The 17844-nt window shown below is 69.5% G+C and carries 14 protein-coding genes; 7 read left to right on the top strand and 7 right to left on the bottom strand.

The genetic code is table 11. From position 1 onward, the window contains the following. Positions 1–64: 64 nt before the first annotated feature. From I6I07_RS20505 to I6I07_RS20490, 4 genes are all read left to right on the top strand, one after another. The gene (locus I6I07_RS20505; RefSeq protein WP_198483483.1) at positions 65–487 is read left to right on the top strand and encodes a hypothetical protein; all 423 of its coding nucleotides are present in this window, start codon (positions 65–67) and stop codon (positions 485–487) included. A gap of 192 nt (positions 488–679) precedes the next feature. Continuing rightward, a complete protein-coding gene (locus I6I07_RS20500; protein WP_006395707.1) occupies positions 680–1165 on the top strand; it encodes a sigma-70 family RNA polymerase sigma factor in 486 nt (161 codons plus the stop codon). Positions 1166–1180: 15 nt separating this feature from the next. After that, a complete protein-coding gene (locus tag I6I07_RS20495; RefSeq protein WP_198483482.1) occupies positions 1181–2221 on the top strand; it encodes a FecR domain-containing protein in 1041 nt (346 codons plus the stop codon). A 120-nt stretch (positions 2222–2341) separates the two neighbouring features. After that, positions 2342–4732, top strand: a complete 2391-nt coding sequence (locus tag I6I07_RS20490; protein WP_198483481.1) for a TonB-dependent siderophore receptor — start codon at positions 2342–2344, stop codon at positions 4730–4732. 78 nt (positions 4733–4810) lie between these two features. Here I6I07_RS20490 and I6I07_RS20485 read toward each other — a convergent pair whose 3' ends face one another. The 5 genes from I6I07_RS20485 to I6I07_RS20465 all read right to left on the bottom strand — a co-directional run bounded on the left by I6I07_RS20485 (position 4811) and on the right by I6I07_RS20465 (position 10579). After that, positions 4811–5614, bottom strand: a complete 804-nt coding sequence (locus tag I6I07_RS20485; protein ID WP_232625668.1) for a hypothetical protein — start codon at positions 5612–5614, stop codon at positions 4811–4813. 79 nt (positions 5615–5693) lie between these two features. Next, positions 5694–6869: a sensor domain-containing diguanylate cyclase gene (locus I6I07_RS20480; protein WP_198483479.1), complete on the bottom strand. Its 1176-nt coding sequence runs from the start codon at positions 6867–6869 to the stop codon at positions 5694–5696. Positions 6870–7044: 175 nt separating this feature from the next. Beyond that, complete coding sequence (locus tag I6I07_RS20475) at positions 7045–9192, bottom strand: TonB-dependent siderophore receptor (RefSeq protein WP_198483478.1); 2148 nt, start codon at positions 9190–9192, stop codon at positions 7045–7047. 116 nt (positions 9193–9308) lie between these two features. Then, a complete protein-coding gene (locus I6I07_RS20470) occupies positions 9309–9788 on the bottom strand; it encodes a carboxymuconolactone decarboxylase family protein (RefSeq protein ID WP_198483477.1) in 480 nt (159 codons plus the stop codon). 41 nt (positions 9789–9829) lie between these two features. After that, complete coding sequence (locus tag I6I07_RS20465; protein WP_198483476.1) at positions 9830–10579, bottom strand: SDR family oxidoreductase; 750 nt, start codon at positions 10577–10579, stop codon at positions 9830–9832. 132 nt (positions 10580–10711) lie between these two features. On the opposite strand from I6I07_RS20465, the gene I6I07_RS20460 reads away from it, so the two are divergent. After that, entirely contained in the window at positions 10712–12265 is a 1554-nt protein-coding gene (locus I6I07_RS20460; RefSeq protein WP_198483475.1) for a winged helix-turn-helix domain-containing protein, read from the top strand. A gap of 14 nt (positions 12266–12279) precedes the next feature. Here the strand turns inward: I6I07_RS20460 and I6I07_RS20455 are convergent, their stop codons facing one another. Beyond that, the gene (locus tag I6I07_RS20455) at positions 12280–14436 is read right to left on the bottom strand and encodes a TonB-dependent siderophore receptor (protein ID WP_198483474.1); all 2157 of its coding nucleotides are present in this window, start codon (positions 14434–14436) and stop codon (positions 12280–12282) included. Between the two features lie 312 nt (positions 14437–14748). On the opposite strand from I6I07_RS20455, the gene I6I07_RS20450 reads away from it, so the two are divergent. Next, positions 14749–15585, top strand: coding sequence for a hypothetical protein (locus I6I07_RS20450; RefSeq protein ID WP_198483473.1), 837 nt, complete (start codon positions 14749–14751; stop codon positions 15583–15585). A gap of 61 nt (positions 15586–15646) precedes the next feature. Here I6I07_RS20450 and I6I07_RS20445 read toward each other — a convergent pair whose 3' ends face one another. Further along, a complete protein-coding gene (locus I6I07_RS20445; protein ID WP_198483472.1) occupies positions 15647–16588 on the bottom strand; it encodes an aromatic alcohol reductase in 942 nt (313 codons plus the stop codon). Between the two features lie 253 nt (positions 16589–16841). On the opposite strand from I6I07_RS20445, the gene I6I07_RS20440 reads away from it, so the two are divergent. Further along, on the top strand, positions 16842–17741 hold the full coding sequence (locus I6I07_RS20440; protein ID WP_198483471.1) for a LysR family transcriptional regulator: 900 nt from the start codon (positions 16842–16844) through the stop codon (positions 17739–17741). Positions 17742–17844 lie beyond the last annotated feature (103 nt).

Genomic DNA, 17844 nt, shown 5'->3' with positions numbered 1-17844 from the left:
CGGCCTGCGCGATGGCGGGATCGGGTATCGTCTGACCCAGGCCCCTTCCCCCGCTTCGTTCGCAATGCCCCACCGCTCCGACCTGTTCTCGCCCCCCACCCGCCAACGCACCGCCCGCGCCAATTCGCTGCTGTGGATCCTCGACCCGCTGGAACGCGATGCCGGCTATCTGCGTCGCAAGATGTTCGGCTGCGACGCCGCCTACCTGGATGGCGCGCTGTACCTGGTGGTGGCCGACCGCGAGCCGCCCTGGAACGGCGTGATGGTGTGTTCCTCGCAGGACCGCCACGCGGCGCTGCAGGCCGACATGCCGAGCCTGCTGCCGCATCCGCAGCTGGGCAAGTGGCTGTACCTGCCACAGACCGACGAGGCCTTCGAGACGCTGGCCGAACGGTTGGTGCAACTGGCCCTGGCGCGCGACCCGCGCCTGGGCGTGGTGCCCAAGCCGCGGGCCCGCCGGCGCAAGTCCTGGCGCTCGGAGGAATGAAACGAAGCCTCGCCGGCGGCGATTCGGCTGGGCCCGCCTGACCGCATCGGCCAAACCGGCCGCCTTGCATGGACCCGCTGTCGCCGCTCGTATTGCCCGCGTCATGGCCCACACGCTAGAATTGCGGATAATTCTCATTCATCAGGCGCCATCACCCCCGCTTTGCGCGCCGGAACCTCGACCGGATCGCCCATGCCCCCGCCCAGCATCGAAGCGCTGTATGTCGACCATCACGGTTGGCTCAAGGGATGGCTGCGCCGGCGCCTGGGCAATTCGTTCGATGCCGCCGACCTGGCGCACGACACCTTCATCCGCCTGATCGCGCGCGAAGACCCGCCCGTGGTGCGCGAACCGCGCGCGCTGCTGACCACCGTGGCGCAGGGCGTGCTGTCGAACTTCATGCGGCGCCGCAAGATCGAGGATGCCTATCTGGCGACGCTGGCCGCCCTGCCCGAGCAGACCGCGCCCAGCCCCGAGACGCGCGCCATCCTGATCGAGACCCTGGTCGAGCTGGACCGCCGCCTGGACACCCTGCCCGCGCCGGTGGTGAAAGCCTTCCTGCTGTCGCAACTGGACGGCATGAAGCAGGCGGACATCGCCGCCGAACTGAAGCTGTCGCTGGCCACGGTGCAACGCCATATCGCCAGGGCAGCGCATTGCTGCTTCTTTGGCGCCTGACCCGGCGCCCCGCCCATGCCCTACTCCACCGCCAGCCGGCCAGCGCCGCCCCTGCCCGCCCTGGAAGGCCCGCCGCTGCCCGAACGGGCCAGCCGGGCCGCGGTCGAGTGGCTGGTGCGCCTGCAGGCGGCCGATGCCGACGACGCCCTGCGCCGGGACTGGGCGCAGTGGCTGGCGGCCGACCCGGACCATGCGCGCGCCTGGCGCCATATCGAATCGTTCGGCGCGCACCTGCGCGGCCTGGATGCGCCGCTGGCGCGCGGCACCCTGGTGCGCGGCGGCGAACAGCGTGGCCGGCGCGGCGCGCTCAAGGCCCTGGCGCTGGCGGCGTTTGCCGGCTCGGGCGCCTGGCTGGCGCGCGACGGCCTGGTGCTGCAGTGGCAGGACCTGAACGCGGACTATCGCACCGGCACCGGCCAGCGACGCGCGCTGACGCTGACCGACGGCACCCGCATCGATCTGGACACGCGCAGCGCCATCGCCCTGCGCTACGACGACGGCCAGCGCCTGATCCAGCTGCTGCACGGCCGCATCCTGGTGGCCACCGCCCCCGACCCGGCGCGTGCGGGCTGGCCGGCCCGTCCGCTGCGGGTGGACACGGCCCGCGGCCGGCTGCGCCCACTGGGCACGCGGTTCGTGGCGCAGCATCTGGACGACGCCGATCTGGTGGCCGTGCTGGAAGGCGCGGTGGAAATCCTGCCCCGGGATGCCCCGTCGGCCACCCGCATCGTGCGGGCCGGCGAGCAAAGCCACTACAGCCGGCTGGCCGCCGAGGCGCCGCTGCGCAGCGACCAGCAGGCGGATGCCCAGGCCGGCGCCTGGGCCGCCGGCATGCTGGTGGCGCGCGACATGCGGCTGGACGACTTCATCGCCGAACTGGCGCGCTACCGGCCCGGCCGGCTGGCCTGTGCGCCGCAGGTCGCGGCCCTGCGCGTCTCGGGCGTCTATCCGCTGGCGGACCCGGACAGGGTGCTGGACATGCTCGAACGCACGCATCCGGTGGAAATCCGCGGTGTGACGCGCTACTGGACGACCGTGGCGCGGCGCGAACCGTGACGCCACCAGCGATGCCGCAAGCCGGATCCAGGATTTTTTTCGGCCCGCCGTGAGGCGTTTTTCGTTCTCGCGTGGCAATCCCTATGGAAGCCAATTTTTTCACGGGAACTGAAGACCATCATGCACGACCGCCTCTCGCGCCGCGCCGCCCGCCTCATCGGCCGGACCGCCCCCCTGCTCTCGCCCGGCCGCCTGGCCGTGCTGTCCCTGTCGGCCACGCTGCTGTCGCCCGCCGCGCTGGCCCAGCCGGCCGCGCGCGCCTACGCGATTCCCGCCGGCTCGCTCGAAAGCGTGCTGACCCGCTATGCCCTGGAAAGCCAGCTGATGCTGTCCTATGCGGCGACGGACGTCGCCGGCAAGCGCAGCGGCGGCCTGAACGGCAGCCATGACCCGGCCTCGGCGCTGAGCCAGATCCTGGCCGGCACGGGCATGCGCGCCAGCCTGCAACCAAATGGCGGCTATCTGCTGCGTCCCGCGCCGGGCGCGGATGGCGCGCAGACCCTGCCGTCGGTGACGGTGACCGGGGAACGCCCGGAAACCGCCTGGGGCCCGGTGCAGGGCTTCGTGGCCAAGCAGAGCGCCACGGCCACCAAGACCGACACGCCGTTGCACGAAACGCCGCAATCGGTGTCGGTGGTGCCGCGCGCCCAGATGGTGGCGCAGGCCGCCGACTCGCTCGACCAGGCGCTGGCGTATACCGCCGGCGTGATGCCGCTGGACGGCGGCGCGCTGCGCAACATCAGCACCGGCTTCACGGTGCGCGGCTTCAACGTCACCGGCTCGGCGCCGCTGTACCTGAACGGCACCAAGCTGCCGATGAACTCGCTGAGCGGCGCCATGGAGCCGTATGACTACGAACGCATCGAGGTGCTGAAGGGGCCGGCGTCGATCCTGTACGGCCAGGCCGCGCCCGGCGGCATCATCAACCTGGTCAGCAAACGCCCCACCGCCGAGCCGCTGCGCGAGATGGAGGTGAAGTACGGCACCTGGAACACCAGGCAACTGGCCATGGACTTCGGCGGTCCGCTCACAGAGGATGGCAACGTGCGCTACCGCCTGACCGGGCTGGGGCGCGATGCGGACACCATGGTGCGGCACATCAACAACGACCGCCAGTCGCTGTCGGGCTCGCTCGAATGGCAGTTGAGCGGCGCCACGCGGCTGACGCTGCTGGGCGGCTGGAGCCGCACCGACAATCCCTACGACGTGGGCAAGCCGCGCCAGGGCACGCTGCTGCCCAATCCCAACGGCGCGATCCCGCGCTCGGTGTTCCTGGGCGAACCGGGTTTTGACCGTTTCGTGGTGCAGGGCGGCCACCTGGGCTACCTGCTGGAGCACAAGATCAACGACGACTGGCAGGTGCGCCAGAATCTGCTGGGCTACAACCACCGCGCCAATAGCAAGAGCATGTACATGATGACAAGCTCGGTCAACCCCGCCAACCCGGCGCGGGTCGAGCGCCTGGCCGTGTCGCGCGACGACACGGACAAAGGCATCGCCCTGGACAACCAGCTGCTGGGCAAGCTGCGCCACGGCCGCTTCGAGCACACCCTGCTGTTCGGCGTGGACGCCAGCCGCAGCAGCCTGACACGCGATCAGGCGGTGGGCTTGAATGCCGTCCCGATCGATGTGTATGACCCGGTCTACGGCAGCACGCCGACGCTGGACCCCGCCCGGCGCGGCGTCGACCGCTCGCGCCAGGTGGGTTTCTATGCCCAGGACCAGATCAAATTCGATGGCCGCTGGATCGGCTTGTTCGGCGGCCGCTACGACCGCGCCCGCACCGAGGAAGCCCCCGGCGGCGACAAGCAGGATTCGCACGCGTTCTCGCCGCGCGCCGGCCTGATGTATCTGTTCGACAACGGCCTGGCGCCCTACTACAGTTTCACCAAGTCATTCCAGCCGACCTCTGGCATGGATTTCGGCGGCACGCCGTTCAAGCCCACCACCGGCACGCAGCACGAGATCGGCCTGAAGTACGAGCCGCCCGGCGTCGACGCGTCGGTCACGCTGGCGCTGTACGACATCACCCAGCGCAACGTGGTGACCTCGGACCTGGCCAATCCCGGGTTCTCGGTGCAGACGGGCGAAGTGCGCTCGCGCGGCGCCGAGCTGGAAGGCCGCGCCAGCCTCAACCACAACCTGGATGTGGTGGCCGCCTTCACGCTGACCAATGCCAGGACAACCAAGAGCACGCGGGGCGATGAAGGCGCGCGGCCAGCGTCGGTGCCACGCTCCATGGCGTCGCTATGGCTGGACTACAAGCTGGCGGCGCTGCCCGGCCTGAGCACCGCGGCCGGCGTGCGCTACGTGGGACGGCAGGAAAGCGACGGCGTCACGGTGCCCGGCTACACCGTGCTGGACGCGGCGTTGCGGTACCGCCTGCAGAACTGGGAATTCGCGCTCAACGTCAAGAACCTGACGAACAAGCGCTACATCGCGGCGTGCCCCTATGCTTGCTACTACGGCGATGAGCGCAATGTGATGCTGACGGCGCGGGTGAACTGGTAGGCGTTCAGGTTGGTACGGGGTCGGGCTGCTAAGGGATCGGGCGGGTACGGGTCGGACTGGCAAGGAGCCCGGGCCGGCTCAGCCCGGCTCGCCGAACACGCCGCGCCAGGGCCGCGCCAAGACCTCGACATCGTCCGCCGACAGGTATTGCGGCGCCCCCCGCGCCATGGCGGCGAACAGCAAGGCGTCGCTCGCGCGGTCCCACGGCGACGCCAGCGACTCGTCGATCTCGCCGTCCTCGTCCACTTCCCGGATGAAGGCGGCCTCGCCATCGACGGCCTCGGCGCGTTGCCGTAGCAACTTGTGGACCTGCATGAAACCGGCATGGATCGGCGAATGCGCGCCGCCGCGGCGGCGCGAGGCGGACAGCACGCCATGCCATTCGGATGGCGACGACGCATTGGCGGCCGCATCGGGCGGCAGGATTTCGCGGCCGTCCTCGTCCGCCGACCAGCGCTCCCACGCCCGGCCGTAGCGGTCCCAGCCATCAGCGGGCAAGCCGGCGCCCAGCGCCTGCGCCTGCTCGCGCGACAGCCCGGGGATGCGTTCAAGAATGTCGAGCACGCCCTCGCCATGCGGGCCGAACAGCAGGGCCAACGGCAGCGGTTGCAGCAGCTCGATGGCGGCGGCGCGCCAATAGCCCGGTTGCGCCACCAGTCCGGACATGTCGCCCAGCTGCGTCACGCGCGCGCGCCACAGCCGCCCGGGCCAGTGGCGGCCCAGGGTCAGGGAGGCGATGGATTGATCGACCACGATCCAGGGCGGCTCGGCGTGCGCCAGCCGGACGTGGCTGCCGGTGCGTTCGAGCGCCAGGGATGGATCGGCGGCGTCGAACCAGAAACCGTCACGGTCGGACGGGCAAGCGTGCGTGGGCGTCGTCATGGCGGTCATTATCAACGCAAACGCTTGCCGCCTTGTCTACAGAAGCAGCCGGCCGCATTGTCGACGGAGACGACGCCGTTCAGTCCGCAGCCACGCGTTCCGGCGCCAACGCCGATTCCAGCCGGTTGCCGCCCAGCGATTTGGCGCGATACAAGGCCATGTCGGCGCGCGCCAGCCCATCAGCCAGCGCCGGCGCGTCGTCCTCGAAGTACGCCAGGCCGATGCTGACCGTGGCGGCGATGCCCAGGCCGTCGGCCCGGTGGGCGATGGTCTGGGCAAAGCGCGTGGCGGCGTCGGCGCCCAGTTCGTGCGCGCGGCGGGCATCGTCGCCCGCCAGCAGCGCGGCGAATTCCTCGCCGCCGATGCGCGCCAGGATGGCCCGCGGCCCCAGCGCCACGCGGGCAATACCGGCGAACGACTTCAGCACCAGGTCGCCGGTATGGTGGCCATAGCGGTCATTGATGCCCTTGAACTGGTCCAGGTCGAACGCCAGCACGGCGATCGGCTCGCGCGCCCCGTGGGTCTCGATCAGGCGCGCGCCCTGCTCGAAGAACCAGCGGCGATTGCCCAGGCGCGTCAGGTAGTCGGTCTGCGATTCCTGCACCAGCTGGGCGTGGGTTTCCTCGCGGATCAGCTTGACCAGCGTCATCGGCAGCAGCACCGAATACAGCACGCCCTCGTACATGGTGATGTTGCTGGCCAGCAGTTGCACCGACGGGCCCTCCACCGCGACCCACCACGGCAGCAGGAAGGCGCGGCCGAAATAGATCAGCGCATGCACGCCCGCGACCGCCACGGCGATGTTGCGGGTCTTCAGCATCTTCATGGCGTCGCAACGCAGCAGTTCCCAGGCGGTACAGGCGCTGACCAGTGCGATGGGAAAGGCGCTGACGTATTTCCACACCAGGTCCTGCCCCTCGATGCCCGCGCCCAGCCAGATCAGCGCCATGACGGCGAGCAGGGCCAGCGAGCGGCCGCGCCAGGTGCGCCCGCTCAGGGAGGCGACACTGTTCAGGACCAGCAGGTAGCCGCTCAGGATGATGAGATTGCTGACGGGCGAACCCAGCCCGGCCGGCATGTCGGCGCGGAACAGGGCGCTGATACAGCCAAGCGCCAGCGTGGCGAAGCCGGCCGCCAGGATGCCCAGCGAGCGGCTGCGGTTGGAGTGGGTCCGATGCTCCCAGAACGTCAGGCCGGCACTGGCCAGCAGCGTCCCGATGGTGATGAAGTAAAGGGTCAGGAGATCGACGTGCATCTCTTATGGGGAAATGAGGCACGCCAGGAAATCGCGGCGGCGATCGCAATTTTAGGGGGAAATCGCTCGCGAAGATGTGACGATGGCGGTTGTTCCGCGATGATAAGTCCCTAATTAAATCGCCGATGCCGGACAGGCGCTGCGCCGCCGCCCGGCATCGAGCTGGCCCGGACCGTCAAAAGCGGTAGGTCACGCTGCCGATCGCCACGCGGCGCGTGCCGAAGAAGCAGTCGCCACGGGCCAGGCAGACGTCGACGTAGCGCTTGTCAAACAGATTGGTGACGTTGAGCGCCCAGCGCATCGGCCCCGCATCGTAGGCCAGCACGGCATCGTACAGGGTCACGGCGGCCATGCCATTGTGGCCGGTGCCGTCGTCGTGGGCGCCGTTGTAGCGGGCGCCGGCGCCCGCCAGCAAACCCGGCACGCCCCATGCGCCGAAACGGTAGTTGGCCCACAGTGATGCCATGTGCCGCGCGATGCCGGACAGTTGCCTGCCCGCTTCAGCAGGCTTGCCCCGGGCGACGCGGGCATCCAGATAGGTGTAGCTGGCAACCAGGTCGAGGTTGCCCTGCGAAGCCAGCGCCTCCAGTTCAAGGCCGCGGGTGCGCGCCTGGCCCACCTGCATGGTATCGGCGCGCCCGTTCACCACGCCCGGCACTTTGCGGTGGTTCTCGATCATCTCGAAGACGGCGGCGGTAACGGTAAGGTTGCGGCCCGGAGGCTGGTATTTGGCCCCCACTTCCCATTGCTTGCCCCGCAACGGCTTGAACGGCTCATTGGCCTTGTTCAGCCCCGCCTGCCCCTCGAATGACTCGGCATAGCTGACATAGGGGTGCAAGCCGGAAGCGCCGCGATACATCAGGCCGAAACGCCGGGTCAGCGCGCGATCGTCGGCGCTGCCCTTCGGGTCGCCGTCGACGCTGGCGCTGGCATGATCGTGGCGCAGCCCCAGCATCAGCAGCCAGCGGCCCCATTCAAGTTGATCCTGCAGGTACAGGCCGGTCTGATGGGCGCGATAGGTGGACCAGGAATAGGAGGTCGGGGCCACATAGTCGCCATAGACCGGGCGATGCACATCGATCGGCGCGGCGGAGCCGCCCAGCCCCAGGCGGGAGTCGAGGATGGCGCGTTGATGGTCGATGCCGGCCAGCACCGTGTGAAGCACGGGGCCGGCATGCAAGGTCAACTGGGCCTGGGTATCGACCACCCCTTGCCGCAGCGCCTTCTGCTCCTGGTAGAGCTTGCGGCGCAGCAACGTGTCGCTGCCGGGTACCCAGCCATGGGCCGCGCCATTGAAGCCGGCGGTGTAGATGCTGCGATAGTCGACGGCGCTTTGCGTGTAGCGCAGATTCTGGCGCACGGTCAGCCTGTCATTGAAGACATGTTCGAACTGGTAGCCGGCCGAGCGTTGACGGGCGACGTACTTGTCAAACCCCGGTTCGCTCACGAAAAAATCCTGCGGGATACGTCCCGCCGGCGTATCGGTGACCGTGCCGCGCCTGGGGAAAAAGCCCGCCATGGTGCCGCTGTCATCCTCCTGCACGTTGCCCAGCACCGTCAGCGTCGTCCGGGCGCCGGGCCGCCAGGTCAGGGACGGCGCCAGGAAATAGCGGTTGTCCCTGGCATGCTTGACGGCGCTGTCGCTGTGGCGGCCCAGCGCGACGATGCGATACAGCCATGCGCCGTCGGCATCGACCGGGCCCGTGAAATCGGCCTGGACCTGCTTGCGGTCGTGCGAGCCATAACTGACGCCGACCTCGCGCATCGCCTCGGCCTGGGGCCGCTTGCTGACCAGATTCAGAATGCCGCCGATGGAGCCCTGTCCATACAGCATGCCGGACGGTCCGCGCAGGATCTCGATGCGCTCCAGCGCATAGGGATCCGGCCGCGTATTGTTGTAGTACCAGGCGCTGTTGAGCAGCCCGTCCAGGTAATGGGTCGACTCGGCGCCCCGGATCTTGACGCCGTCGCGGCGGTGGTCGATGCGATTGTTGGCCGTGACGCCGGCGGTATAGCCCGCGGCCTGCTGCACCGACTGCGCGCCCTGCCATTGCATGCGATCACGGGTGATGACGCTGATCGATTGCGGCGTGTCGAGCACGGCGGTGTCGGTCTTGGTGGCGGTGGTGGCGCGCGCGGCAACGAAACCTTGAACGGGGCCCGTCGTGGTCTCATCGACCGCGGCGCCGTCGACGGTCACGCCGGGCAACTGGGTCACCGGCGCGGCCGGGCCGGCGAGAACGACGGCGGGCAGGCCCAGCACCAGCGACAGCGTGACGCGGGCCGGAAGGCAAGAGACGGGCAGGGCATGGCGCAGGGACATCGGGTCTCCGTTCAAGGGCAACAATGCGAATGGAAATTGATCGCACTATTATGTTGAGCGAAAAGCCGCAACCATCGCGCTCGAGGCGCCATGGATAGCACCTCGTTTGGCCTGCGTCAGGCCAGGCCCGAGCCGTCCACGCCAAAAGCCTTGTCGTACAGCCCCGGCGGCACCTGGAAGGCGATGTTGACGCGGTTCCAGGCGTTGATCGACATCACCAGGAAAGTCAGGTCGGACAGTTCCTTTTCCGAGAACTCGGCCCGCGCCGCCTCGTAGACGGAATCCGCCACGCCGTGCTCGCCAAGCCGGGTCAAGGCCTCGGTCCAGGCCAGCGCGGCGCGCTCGCGCGGGCTGAACAGGGGCGATTCGCGCCACACGGCCAGGTGGTGCAGGCGCAGCGGCCGCTCGCCGTGCTGGGTGGCTTCCTTGACGTGCATGTCGACGCAGAAGGCGCAACCGTTGAGCTGCGAGGCGCGCAGGTCAACCAGGTCGCGGATCGACGGCTCGATCGCCGATTGCTTGAACGCCAGGCTGAAGGCGACGAATTTCTTGAAGAGTTCGGGAGATTGCTGTTGGTAGTCGATGCGGGGCGTCATGGGAAATCCTTGCAATGATGTGGAAAGCGGCACGGGGGCCGTCAGCCGGCCGCGTGGCCGAGCCAGTCGGACAAGCGCGTGGGACCGATGCGCGCACCGGCCGCGGCCACCAGCGACCGGTCGTCCAGCGCGCTGCCGAAGTAGCGGGCGTGCACGTCGGCGATGACTTCGCGGCGGTCCGCGCGCGCGGCCAGGAACGTGCGCGCCAGTTCGTCGAGCGGATAGCGTTCCGGGCCGCCCACCTCGACGGTGCCGTTGACCGGCGCGGCCACGGCCAGGTCGGCCAGCGCCGCCGCCACGTCGTCGGCGGCGATCGGCTGGATCAGGGCCGGCGACAGGCGCACCACGTCGCCGTCGGCGCCGGCCTGGACGATACCTTCGACGAACTCGAAGAACTGGGTGGCGCGCAGCAGCGTATAGGGCCTGCCGGCCGCCTTGATCAAGGCCTCCTGGGCCACCTTGGCGCGGAAGTAGCCGCTGTCGGGCAGGCGGTCGGTGCCGACCACCGACAGCGCCACGTGATGCCCGACGCCGGCGGCGGCTTCGGCGGCCAGCAGGTTGTGGCCGGAGGCCTGGAAGAAGTCCATCACCGCCCGGTCCTCGAACGACGGCGAATTCGACACATCGACCACCACCTGCGCGCCGTGCAGCGCCTCGGCCAGGCCCTGGCCGGTCAGGGTATTGACGCCCGTGTTGGGCGAGGCGGCGATGGTCTCGTGGCCGATGGCGCGCAGGCGCCTGACGACGTTCGCGCCGATCAGGCCGGTGCCGCCGATGACGACGATTTTCATGGGAATCTCCCGGGAAAAGTGGGGGTCGTCCGGATGGCGGCGACCGATGGATGCAGTATCCTTGGCCGCCGGCCGCGAGACCTTGCCGGCGCCTTGTCTTTCCCTTGTTTTTTCCTTGCCCCGGAGCGGCGGATGTTGCTGGCGTTTGACGACTGCGTGCTCGATCTGGACCGGCGCGAGCTACACCGCGCCGGCCAGGCCGTGGCCACGGCGCCGCGGGTATTCGACCTGCTGGCCTACCTGGCACAACAGCGCGACCGCGTCGTCACGCGCGACGACCTGATCGCGGCGGTCTGGGCCGGACGCATCGTGTCGGAATCCACCCTGGCCAGCCACGTCAACGCGGTGCGCAAGGCGGTCGGCGACAGTGGTGAAGCACAACGGGTGATTCGCACCGTGCCACGCAAGGGCTTTCGCTTCATCGCCGACCTGCGCGAACCGGTGACCGCGACCGGCGCCGAGGCCCCGGCCAGCGCCCTGCCCGCCCTGCCCGCCAGGCCGTCGATCGCGGTGCTGCCGTTCGTCAATCTCAGCGGCGATCCGGCCCAGGACTATCTGGCCGACGGGGTGGTCGAGGACATCATCGCGGCGCTGTCGCAGCATCGCTGGCTGTTCGTGGTGGCGCGTAATTCCAGCTTCGCCTACAAGGGCCGCGCGATCGACATCAAGCAGGTCGGCCGCGAGCTCGGCGTGCGCTATGTGCTGGAAGGCAGCTGGCGCACCGCCAGCAGGCGGGTGCGCATCACCGGCCAGCTCATCGACGCGACCTCCGGCGCGCATCACTGGGCCGGCCGTTTCGAAGGCGTGCTGGACGATATCTTCGCGCTACAGGACCAGGTGACCCAGAAGGTGGTCGGCGCCATCGCGCCGCAACTGGAACGCGCGGAAATCGAGCGCGCCCGGCGCAAGCCGACCGGCAGCCTGGATGCCTACGACTACTACCTGCGCGGCATGGCGCTGCTGCATCAGGGCACCCGCGCCACCATCGACCAGGCCTTGCCGCTGTTTCACCAGGCCATCGCGGCCGATGCCGAATTTGCCTCGGCGCATGCGATGGCGGCGTGGTGCCATTGCTGGCGCAAGGTCAACGGCTGGATGGCCGACCGCCCGGCCGAGATGGCCGAGGGCGCGCGGCTGGCCCGCCGCGCGGTCGAACTGGACAAGGGCGACGCGGTCGCCCTGACCCGCGCCGGCCATGCGCTGGGCCACCTGGCGGACGACCTGCCTGGCGGCATCGCGCTGCTGGACCGGGCGCTGGTGCTGAATCCGAACCTGGCGGCGGCCTGGATGCTGGGCGGCTTCCTGCGGCTGTGGCATGGCGAGACCGAGGCCGCCTGCGAGCACTTCGCGCATGGCATGCGCCTGAGCCCGCTGGACCCGGAGCTTTACCGCATGCAGGCCGGCATGGCGATGGCGCACCTGTTCCTGGGACGCCACGACAGCGCGCAATCGTGGGCCGAAAAGGCGCTGCATGAACTGCCCAGCTTCCTCATGGCCACGGCCATTCTGGCCGCCAGCCACGCGTGGGCCGATCGTCCCCAATCCGCGCGGCGCGCCCTGGCCGACGTGCGCGGGCTCGATCCCGGCTTGCGGCTGTCGAACCTGGACACGTGGCTGCCGATCCGCCACCCGCCAGACCTGGCGACGCTGGCCGAAGGCCTGCGGCGGGCCGGCCTGCCGCCCTGACGCGGCGGCCAGTGTCAGAAGCGGTACGTCACGCTGCCGACCACGTTGCGGCGGGTGCCAAAAAAGCAGTCGCCGCGCGCGATGCAGCTGCCGACATACTGTTTGTCGAACAAGTTGGTGACGTTCAGCGCCAGGCGCATCGGCCCCGCGTCATAGGCCAGCACCGCGTCGTAGACCGTGACGGCGGGCACGCCATTGTGGCCGGTGCCGTCGTCGCTGGCGCCGGTGTAGCGCGCGCCCGCCCCCGCCAGGAACCCGGGCGCGCCCAGAAGGCGGAAGCGATGATTGACCCACAGCGACGCCATGTGGCGCGGCATCCTGGCCAACTGCCGCCCCTGCTCGGCGGCAATGCCGCGGGCGACCTTGGCGTTCAGCAGCGTCCAGGTGGCAACCACGTCGACGCCGCCCAGCGAAGCCAACGCCTCCAGCTCGGCGCCGCGGGTGCGCGCCTCGCCCACCTGGACCGTGTCTGCCACGCCATTGACCACGCCCGCGACCTTGCGGTTGGCTTCCGTCATGTCGAACAGGCTGGCGGTGACGGTCATGTTGTGGCCGGGCGGCTGGTATTTGACGCCGGCCTCCCACTGCTTGCCGCGCAGCGGCTTGAAGGCCTGGTTGGCCTGGTTGAAGCCGGCCTGGCCCTGGAACGACTCGGCATAGCTGAGGTAGGGGTTGAAGCCGGCGGCCGAGCGGTACATCAGGCCGAAGCGCCGGGTCAGCTCGCTGTCGTCACGGGTGCCCGACGGCGTGTCGTCCACGGCGCTGCGTGAACGGTCATAGCGCAATCCCAGCATCAACAACCATCTTTCCCATTCAATCTGGTCCAGCGCGTAAAAGCCGATCTGGTTCTCGTGCGAGGTCGGCATGCGGCGCAGGGACGTGGGCGGCGTGAAGTTGCCATAGACCGGGTTGTACACGTCGATCGGCGCCGCCACGCCGCCCACGCCTTTCTGCGCCTCGAGCGTCGAGCGCTGGTAGTCGATGCCCGCCAGCAGGGTGTGGCGCACGGCCCCGGTGTCGAACTTGAAGCGGGCATGGGTATCGACCGCGAGCTGCTTCAGGGTGGGCTGGTTCATGTACACCACCCTGCGCAACAGCGTGTCGCTGCCCGGCACCCACCCATGGCCGGCGCCGTTGAAGCCGGTGGTGTAGATGCTGCGGTAATCGGCATCGCTGTGTGAATAGCGCAGGCTCTGGTGGATCGTCACGCGGTCGTTGAACGCATGCTCGAACTGGTAGCCGGCCGCGCTCTGCCGGGTGCGGAATCTGTCGAAGTCCGGCTCGCTGACGAAGAAGTCCTGCGGGATGCGTCCGGCGGGCGAGTCGGTGCGCGTGCCGCGCCAGGGGAAGAAGCCGACCATGGTGCCGGTGTCGTCCCGCTGGAAGTTGGCCAGCAGCGTCAGCTCGGTGGCGCCGCTGGGCCGCCAGGTGAGCGACGGCGCCACGAAATAGCGGTCGTCGGGCACATGGCGGACCGCGCTGCCGCTGTCGCGTCCCAGCGCCACCAGGCGGTACAGCCACTTGCCCTCGGCATCGAGCGGACCGGTCAGATCCGCCTGGATCTGCTTGCGGTCATGGCTGCCGAGGCTGACGCCGATCTCGCGCGCCGCGTCGGGCTGCGGCCGCTTGCTGACCAGGTTGACGATGCCGCTGCTGGAACCCTGGCCATACAGCATGCCCGAGGGCCCGCGCAGGATCTCGATGCGTTCGAGCGCGTAAGGATCGGGCCGCGTGTTGTTGTAGAACCCCACCGCGTTGAGCAGGCCATCCAGGTATTGTGTGGACTCGGCGCCGCGGATCTTGATCCAGTCGCTGCGATTGTCCGCGCCGAACGAGTCGGCGGTGCTCACGCCCGCGGTGTAGCCGGCGGCCTGCTGCACCGACTGCGCGCCCTGCAGCGTGATGCGGTCCTGGGTGATGACGGTAAGCGACTGCGGCGTGTCGAGCACGGCCGTGTCGGTCTTGGTGGCCGTGGCGGCGCGCCTGGCGACGAAGCCATGCACCGGGCCGGTGGCGCTCTCCTCGATCGCGGCGCCACGGACGGTTACGCCGGGCAGTTGCGTCACCGGTGCGGCCTGCTGGGCGAGGACGACGCCGGGCAGGCCCAGCGCCAGCCAGAGCGGGACGCGGACGGTGGATCGCGGGAGGGGAAAGACAAGGCGGTGGGACATCGGGTCTCCGTTGACGGGCAACAATGCGAATAGAAATTGATCGCACTATTATGGTGAGCGCCATCTCGTCGCCGTCGCCGCCGGGACGCTACGGATAGGCCGACCTATGCCTGCGAAGGAACCGATGCCGCCCCCCGATACGCCGCCGATGCCCCCGGAAATACTTGGTGGTAAACGGTGTCAGCCTGCAATGGCCTGCGCCCCGGGCCTGCCGTTCAATACCGCCACGTTGTCGCTTTGCCTGCCTTGCCGCGCGAGCCTGCGGGACTGCCGCGCCGGCCTCCCCTCCCTTTTTGCGAGACTCCGTTCGCCATGGCAAATCGTTCCTACCTCTACAGCCTGAGCAACCGCCCCACCCACTACACCGATCGTCCCGAGACGATCAGCGGCCTGTCCGAATGGCCCTACGCCGTGCCGTTCATGTACCGGCTGCTGATGTCGGGCGATCCGCAACTGTGCGCCTCGCTGATCGCGGACGGACTGGAAGACGACGAGCCGGAACACCGCACCCGGCTGCCCGCCATCAGCAGCACGTTCGCGCCGGGCCTGGCGCGGGTCAGGCGCTTTGCCGAGATCGTGCGGGCCGCGGTGGCGACGCCCGCGCCGGCGGCCGCGCCCGAGATGGCGGCGGCCGAGCCGGCCTCGTTGCTGGGCAAGCTCAAGCGCATGTTCTCGTCGGCCGACGCGGCGCCGGCCGGCGCGGCCAAATCCGCCGCGCGCGGCGGCCCGACGTCCGTGACCCAGCTGCTGGAAGCGCTGGACGAGACCCTGGCTTTCCTGGAGGCCCAGCGCGACGAGTATCTGCTGCTGGAAACCGTCGAGCTGGAGTTGATGATGGAATCGGGGGAAGCGGCGCTGAAGGCCAACGCGGAAAAGGAGATCGCGCGCTGCGTCCGGGCCGGCGCGGCGCTCGATGCGTTGCCGGCCGATCCGGCCGAGGCCGGCCGCCAGTTGCTGGCGGCCACCCGGGAGCGCGGCGCGCCGCCGCTGGACGCGTTTCACGGCCTGCGGCTGGACGACGGTTTCGACGGCAGCCGCAACGGCAATACCGACTACGTGCTGGGGCTGGTGTGGAGCGACGTGCTGTACTTCGCGCTGTACAACCGCGCGGAATTCGAGGCGCACAAGGCCGAGGCCGACGACCAATGACGGCCACGCCGCCGGCGGCGCGAGCAACCGGCGGCACCGTGGCCATCCGCTCCGGAAACGGTCACCCGGCGGCCTGCCTCAACGCGGGCAGGTTCTCGCGCACCCACTGCGTCAGCCCGCTCACGGCGATGCCGCGGCGCGCGTTGAAGGTGTCCGCCAGCGGCCAGGCCACGCCGCGCCCCTGCGCGAACACGGCGCGGTACTTGCGCATGGCGTCGCCGGGCTCGGCCGCCAGTTGCCGCGCCAGCTCCGGCACGCTCCAGGCGTGGCGGCGCAGCTCGATGCCGAGTTCACGCGCCACGGTGTCTGCCAGCTCCCCATAGGTCAGCGTGTCGCCGGCGACGTACACCGCCTGGTTGGCGATGCGCGGCTCGGCCCACAGGATCTCGGCGGTCAGGGCGCCGATGTCATCGGCGGTGGTCACGGTGACGGCGGTGTCCCAGCCGCCCAGCGCGTTGACGCTGCGGCGGGCCAGATCGACCACGCCGAAGGCGGGCTCGAACAGGAAGCTGGTGAACATGCCGGTGGAGACGATGACCCATTCGGTGGCGCGCTGCGCCCGCAGCAGGTCGCGCACGTCGAGCTGTTCGTCGAACAGGTCTTGCGGACTGCCACGGCCGATGAGGTCGTAGTCGACGCCGAACTGCCACGGCACGAAGCGCCCGACGCCGCCGGCCAGCGCGGCCTGCGCGATCTTGCGTTGCACACCCGGGCCGCCAACGAAGCCGGTGCAGGAAACCACCGTGCCGAAGCGGCTGAAGATCGTGGCCAGCTCGTGGGTCGATTGCGCGACCAGGTCGCCTTCGACGATCCGCACGCCCAGGGCCTGCAACTCGGCCAGGTCGCGCTGTTTGCGCGGATCGTCGGACCGCGCCGCCGCCGGGCGCAACAGCACCGCCAGGGAAATGCCTCCATCGCCGGCCGCGCGCCGCGCCAGGCCGCGCAGCATGGCCATGCCGAGCTGGCCCGCGCCCAGGACCAGGATGGCGTTTTGATTCAACATGGGAACTCCGGAAAAAACGATTCAGAAAGCAAGCCACGGGCGGCGGCGAAAGACGCGCCAAGGCCCGCGATTGCGGCATGCGGGCAGTGTAGGATCGCGTCCCTCGGCCATTGTTCGCGGCGCCTGAATACACAACGCGCGCGCCGCGAACGGGTCGGTCCTTGACCGGGCCGCCCCGGATTCCAGCCGGCCCGCGCCTGGGCCGAACCGCTTAACATTGCCCTTCCCCAGCGCATACCCCAAGGCTCCGTTCATGGACAAACTTCAAGCAATGGCGACGTTCGTGCGCGTGGTCCAGGCGCAGAGTTTCAGCAAGGCCGCCGAAACGCTGGCGATGCCGCGCTCGTCGGTGACCACCACGATCAAGAACCTGGAAGCGCACCTGGGCACGCCGCTCCTGCGGCGCAGCACCCGCAGCCTGAGCCTGACCGAGGCCGGCGCGCGCTACTTCGCGTCGTGCCAGGCGATCCTGGCGGACATCGCCGAGGCCGAGCACGACATGGCCGCGACGACGCAGGCGCCGCGCGGCCGGGTGCGGGTGGACATGCCGGGCGTCATCGGCCGCGCGCTGGTGGTGCCGCGGCTGCGCGAATTCGAGGCGCGCTATCCGGACATCGAGGTGGCGCTGGGGCTGAGCGACCGGCCGGCGGACCTGGTGTACGAAGGCATCGACTGCGCCATCCGCAGCGGTCCGCTGGCCGATTCGACGCTGGTGGCGCGCCCGCTCGGGCGGCTGGCGTGGCTGACCTGCGCGTCGCCGGCCTATCTGAAGCAATTCGGCGAACCCGACTCGGTGGCGGCGCTGCAAGGCCACCGCATCGTCAACTACCTGTCCAACGCCAGCGGCCGGCCGCTGGACTGGCGCTTCCGGGTAGACGGCGAAGACATCGCGCTGGCGTTGCCCGGCCGCTATTCGGTCAACGAGACCGAGGCCTATCTGCACTGCGGCCTGGAGGGGCTGGGCCTGATCCAGCTGTCGGAAGTGGCGGCGTCGATCTACCTGCGCAGCGGCCGCCTGCGCGAGGTGCTGGCGCAGGCGCGCTGCGCGCCGGTGCCGATCTCGATCGTCTATCCGCAGGCGCGGGCCACGGCGGCGGTCAGGACCTTCGTGGACTGGACCGTCGCGATCATGCGGGAAGCCTTGCCGGCCTGACGGCGCGAGCGGCGGCCGCCGCCTGAGTGCGACATCGGCCCGCCGGCCGCGCGTTCGCGCCGCGGCGTGACAAATCCGTCACTCATCTACAATCCGGGGTCAC

Origin of the sequence: Achromobacter deleyi, from assembly GCF_016127315.1 — a bacterium.
Taxonomy (GTDB): domain Bacteria; phylum Pseudomonadota; class Gammaproteobacteria; order Burkholderiales; family Burkholderiaceae_B; genus Achromobacter; species Achromobacter insuavis_A.
This window is presented reverse-complemented; position numbering and strand designations above follow the sequence as displayed.